Raw genomic sequence first — 3,033 nt, 5'->3', positions numbered from 1 at the left:
CACACTTGGCTACATAGTTATCCGCCAGTGTGTTCGCCGCATCCGCAACTGCTTCAGAGTAGAGAATGAAACCTTTATAATAGGGACTCATGACACTTGTCGCATATACACGAGCCGCATCATAGCCCGATCCTATCAGCTCATCTCCACTACCACCGAAGCTGTCAAAGGCACTAAGCAACTGATTGAACCCTGCTACACGTGACTGTGAGACGGAGGACATCGTAGAAGACTGCGTCTGTAGGCTGGCATAATTTACCTTTACCATATACTTCCTTTCTGTAAGTGAATTTAGATTGCTGAAATCTTTAGATACAAAATGTATAAAACTATTGCTTATCACCCTCCAGTTTTTTACGCTGATCATGCAGAGCTGTTAATTGCGCCTGATAAGCTTGGTAACGCTTCTTAATCGCTTGGTCTTCTTCCTCAAAGTCAACTTCCAGCGTTCGTGTAGTTGACTCAATATCATCTAAAAGATAATGGTAAAAAGCTGAATGAGACGAAGTTACTCCTAAATCCAACAAGTTTTTAAAGTGAAATAGGGCGCTACCTTGTGAGGACATCACGTCCTCCCGCACCACCTTAAACTGGCGATATTCTATATTCAAATCATCTATTTGTTGTTCCAGTTCATACTGACGACGATGTAATTCATCCAGCTGATCTTGTTTCGATTTTTCTTCTTTCATTATAACCTCTTAAATTTAAATAATCAAAAACTATACTTTGTATAAACAGAAGTATAGCTTTTAAAATAATCATTAAATTATCTAACCGAACTTATAGCTCTGTAACTCCTTTTTTAAAACCAGACTTTTTAACCAGCTGATAAAAATTAGATTCAAATTCTAATTCAGCATCATTCTTATATCCCATAAATACAACCTCACGAATGTCACTGTTATTAAAGAAATAAAGCTGATCGGCTTGCTGATAACCAGTTGGTACAAGAACACTTGTATACTCAAAATATACAAGCTCTTGATTTTGCTCTACTAGCGAACCCCTGCCAATAATAATTAGTTCTGTTTGATCTTTTAGTTTAACCACTGTTCCCATTGGTAATAGTGTCTCACTCATGTTTCTTCTCCTTGTCTTCTGCGAATATCACTTTTCCTTGCTCATACTTTCGCACGGCTAACAACCAGCGGATGGGGTTGTTTTGGAATAAGAAAAGGTACAACAAGGCAGGAAAGAGACCTATCAATAATGAAAATAAAATTTGTGCGTCAAACTTCTCCTGCTTTATAAATGAATTTATAATATTTAGTATGGTAGCAATTCCTATAAATGCTAAAAATAGAATTGCTAACTGTATTATTAGAAAAACTATCATTTTCCCAAATGTTGCTTTTTTCTTACTAAAATTTTCCCAAATCAGATTTGAATCAACGGCCTTCGCGAACTGTTGAGAACTTGCCCCCTGAACCTGCTTCACGTCTTTATACAAGGCCTCTTCCATCATCCATATAAAGCCAAAGCAGACAAAGAACTGGGCAGCGATATAAGGCGGAACCATCCAGCTACTGTATCGAAAACTGGAAAAAGCTGGTATAGCTACCATCCCCCCTATCAAACCTAAGAAAATGAAAACCAACATCAAAGGAATAATAGCCTTATTGGTCTTCCTAGCCCCTTCCGTATTTAATAAGGTACTCTTATCGGCTACCAAAGCCTCTTTTGTTCGCGTGTTATAGTAAACGGCCTTATCACCGCTCTGTCCAATAAAAATTATTTTTCTCATTTTTTATCACCATAGTTTAAATATACTGCCATCAGTAAGGTCTGATAACTCAAGTTTCTCATGTCTTGATTCATCATATATTGTAGAAAGCGCATTTCCTAATACTGTTCCAGCATAAGCACCAAGAAGCGTTCCAACAACAGGAATTGGTATAACTGAGCCAATCATAGATCCGATAATAGTTGATGTCGCTGTAATCCCAGTATGGGCCGCTGCGTCTTGCAGAGCAACTTCATCACCATACTTATCTTTTCGCTCCAGATAAGTTGATACACCAGATGCTACTGAACCAATAACTCCCATTTTACCTAAATGATTGCTAACTTTCCCACCAAGCTTCGTCAATTTCCCAGCGTCATCTGCCACATCTACAAGCTCATCTGCTTTATCTAACAATTTCATATTATCAGAATTTTGCGCAGCTTCTTTGAGACTTCGTAATTTTTTCAAAGTTCCGTTACCAGTCCATGCTCCATTACTAATTGCGTTAACTGTTTCTGCACCTTCCACAAAACTACTAGTAAATAGAAGTTTATAGTCCGCAGCACTAGATGCATACGATGCTCCCTTAGCTGCTCCTTGAGTATTAAAACCATTCAAAGATTCTGCTAAATAGTCCGGTACGTCTTCATCTGGATGACTTTGATAATAAGCTCTGAGAGTATTGATTTCTTTATCTGTGTAATTAGCAGACACCCCCTCCTTCTTAGCCTTATTTAAAATTTCTTTGTAATCAATTGTAACTTGGGCTTCTTCGAATTTCTTACGTTGAGCATCACTCAAAGATACATCAGAATGAGATTTTAAATATTTCTCAATCGCTTTTACATCTGCAGCAGTTAATTCTTTATTATTATTTAATTTTTCTAGTGCAGCACTATATTTATTCTTCTCACCTATTTCCTTAGTCACTGAGTCACTGTTCACTTGAACATCTGGATGATTTTTCTTATATTCTTCAAAAAATTTAGTTTCCTCATCTGTCAAAGACTTCCCTGCATCCACCTTGTCAATGATAGATCGATATTTCATCTCCTCTGCCTTGACCTGACGTGCTTGCTGTACATACTGTATAACGGAATCACCCACACGATCCGGATAGGCTGCCGCATATCGCTCTATCGCTGTCAGCTCCGCTTCAGTCAGAGATTCCCCATTATTCACCTTCTCCAGCGCTGACAGGTAGTTATTCTCCATTGCTATCTCTCGGTCAGCCCAGCCTTGTTCAATATCACCTACCCACGATAAGTCCTGTGGCAAAGCAAAGCTACCTCCTCCAAAGGAGA

General features: G+C 38.5%; 4 protein-coding genes and 1 pseudogene. All 5 read right to left on the bottom strand.

Going from position 1 to position 3,033, the window contains the following annotated elements; genetic code table 11:
- Nucleotides 1-268 (bottom strand): annotated as a pseudogene (locus tag O3644_RS09985) (hypothetical protein); the annotation flags it as partial.
- Between the two features lie 61 nt (nucleotides 269-329).
- Complete coding sequence (locus O3644_RS09980) at nucleotides 330-692, bottom strand: hypothetical protein (RefSeq protein ID WP_371595631.1); 363 nt, start codon at nucleotides 690-692, stop codon at nucleotides 330-332.
- Nucleotides 693-783: 91 nt separating this feature from the next.
- Nucleotides 784-1,083 carry a DUF4176 domain-containing protein gene (locus O3644_RS09975; RefSeq protein ID WP_371595630.1) on the bottom strand — a complete coding sequence of 100 codons (300 nt, stop codon included), beginning with the start codon at nucleotides 1,081-1,083 and terminating at the stop codon, nucleotides 784-786.
- Nucleotides 1,076-1,747 (bottom strand): hypothetical protein, encoded by a 672-nt coding sequence (locus tag O3644_RS09970; RefSeq protein WP_371595629.1) that lies wholly within the window; start codon nucleotides 1,745-1,747, stop codon nucleotides 1,076-1,078. Before O3644_RS09970 ends, O3644_RS09975 begins: the two co-directional genes overlap by 8 nt.
- A gap of 6 nt (nucleotides 1,748-1,753) precedes the next feature.
- Complete coding sequence (locus O3644_RS09965) at nucleotides 1,754-3,007, bottom strand: hypothetical protein (protein ID WP_371595632.1); 1,254 nt, start codon at nucleotides 3,005-3,007, stop codon at nucleotides 1,754-1,756.
- Nucleotides 3,008-3,033 lie beyond the last annotated feature (26 nt).

Source organism: Streptococcus sp. 27098_8_113 (assembly GCF_041432545.1).
Classification (GTDB): Bacteria; Bacillota; Bacilli; order Lactobacillales; family Streptococcaceae; genus Streptococcus.
This window is presented reverse-complemented; position numbering and strand designations above follow the sequence as displayed.

What these genes read in the sequence shown, in the direction of transcription:
- O3644_RS09970 (WP_371595629.1), bottom strand. Translation starts at nt 1,747, where the DNA reads ATGAGAAAAATAATTTTTATTGGACAGAGCGGTGATAAGGCCGTTTAC.
- O3644_RS09980 (WP_371595631.1), bottom strand. Translation starts at nt 692, where the DNA reads ATGAAAGAAGAAAAATCGAAACAAGATCAGCTGGATGAATTACATCGT.
- O3644_RS09975 (WP_371595630.1), bottom strand. Translation starts at nt 1,083, where the DNA reads ATGAGTGAGACACTATTACCAATGGGAACAGTGGTTAAACTAAAAGAT.